The sequence below is a fragment of the Streptomyces sp. YS-3 genome (assembly GCF_045257485.1).
Taxonomy (GTDB): domain Bacteria; phylum Actinomycetota; class Actinomycetes; order Streptomycetales; family Streptomycetaceae; genus Streptomyces.
Genome location: NZ_JBJHPC010000957.1, coordinates 1 through 1,589, shown reverse-complemented (window position 1 = coordinate 1,589; position 1,589 = coordinate 1). Strand labels below are relative to the sequence as shown.

At 75.0% G+C, this 1,589-nt stretch carries 1 protein-coding gene and 1 pseudogene; one reads left to right on the top strand and one right to left on the bottom strand.

Annotated elements, in window-relative coordinates:
• Nucleotides 1–314, bottom strand: a pseudogene (locus ACJA3G_RS36685) (bifunctional 3'-5' exonuclease/DNA polymerase); the annotation flags it as partial.
• Between the two features lie 134 nt (nucleotides 315–448).
• Between ACJA3G_RS36685 and ACJA3G_RS36680 the strand changes: the two are divergent.
• A partial coding sequence (locus tag ACJA3G_RS36680) for a DUF2786 domain-containing protein (protein WP_406557343.1) occupies nucleotides 449–1,589 on the top strand: 1,141 nt, incomplete at its 3' end.

Below are 1,589 nucleotides of genomic sequence, written 5' to 3'. Positions count from 1 at the left end.
GGCAGGTGGTGCAGCCGGGCCCAGGCCGCCGCCGCCGAGCGGGGCTCGCCGAGGCGGCCCTCGTGGCCGAGGACGAGCAGTTCGGCGGCCTCGATGTCGTAGCACCGCTCCACGCGGACACCGGCGGCGAGCAGGCGCGGGTAGACGTCGGCGGTCGAGCGCCATACCCACCGCTCCACGCCGGGGCGCGACCGGACGGCCTCCGCCAGTTCGGGCTCGTGCACCACGGGCCCCTCGGGCAGCCCGTCCCGCCCGAGGGCGACGAGCCGCGCGCCGCCGTCCTCGGTGGGGGCCAGCGCCCACTTGTCGTTCACGAGTGCGAGTCTGGCACCGGCTACTGACATCGGCGCTCGGCGGCGCGGCGGCGGGCGGGGGACCGGTTCGTGGATGTGTTCGGCAGCTGCGACGATCTGTGCGGTCGGGCACGCGCGCGTAAGGAGGCACTTCGATGCCGGTGGGGAACACGGTGGAGCGGGCGCTGGCCGCCGCGTTGTACGCGGAGGGCGACGCGGATCTGGATACGGGTGCCTCGCTGCTCGCCGCCGATCCGTCCGCCGATGCCGAGCTCGCGCTGCGCGGGCAGGAGCTGGTCGGGCGGGCGTGGGAGCGGGGGTGGCAGCCGGCGGATGTCGTACGGATGGTCCGGCGCGAGCTGGCGGAGCCGCACGTACGGCTGGCAGTGGAGCTGGTCGGCGTCCAGCTGAGGCGGTACGAGCGGCTACCGGGGCGGTGGGGCGCGCAGATGGAGGCCCTGGAGGCCCTGGCGGAGGACGTCCGTGCGGGCGGCGAACGGCCGCCGGACCGCTTCACGCGCGCGACGACGCTGCTGGAGCTGTACCGGCTGCTGCTACGGCTGCCCGCGATCGAGCCGGTGGGGCCGGTGCCGGGGGCGTCCGTGTACGTACCACCGGCGCATGGTGAGCCGAAGGCGCTGACGCGGATCCGGGGGCTGCTGGCCAAGGCGGAGGCGACGGAGTTCCCGGAGGAGGCGGAGGCGCTGAGCGCCAAGGCGCAGGAGCTGATGGCGCTGCACAGCATCGACGAGGCGGTCCTGTCGGAGGGCCGTCGGGGGGATGCGCCGGGGGCGTGCAGGATCGGGGTGGACGCGCCGTACGAGACGGCCAAGGCGATCCTGCTCGACGCGGTGGCCTCGGCCAACCACTGCCAGGCGGTGTGGAACGGGGAGTTCGGCTTCTCCACGGTCGTGGGTTTCGAGGCCGACCTGGAGGCGGTCGAGCTGCTCTACACCTCGCTGCTGGTGCAGGGGACGGCGGCGATGACGCGCGCGGAGGCGGCGCAGCGGGCGGGCGGACGCAAGCGGACGAAAACGTTCCGCCAGTCGTTCCTGCTGGCGTACGCGAACCGCCTGGGCGACCTCTTGTCGGCGACGACCCGTCAGGTGGAGTCCACGGCCTCCGCCGATCTGCTGCCGGTGCTGGCGACACGGGCGGTGGCGGTCGCGGGACGGACGGAGGAAATGTTCCCCCGGACGGTACGGACGCGGGTGCGGGGGGTCACGGATGAGGCGGGGTGGCGGGACGGCAGGGCGGCGGCGGACCGGGCCCGCCGGGGAGCGGACCGCCCGGGAC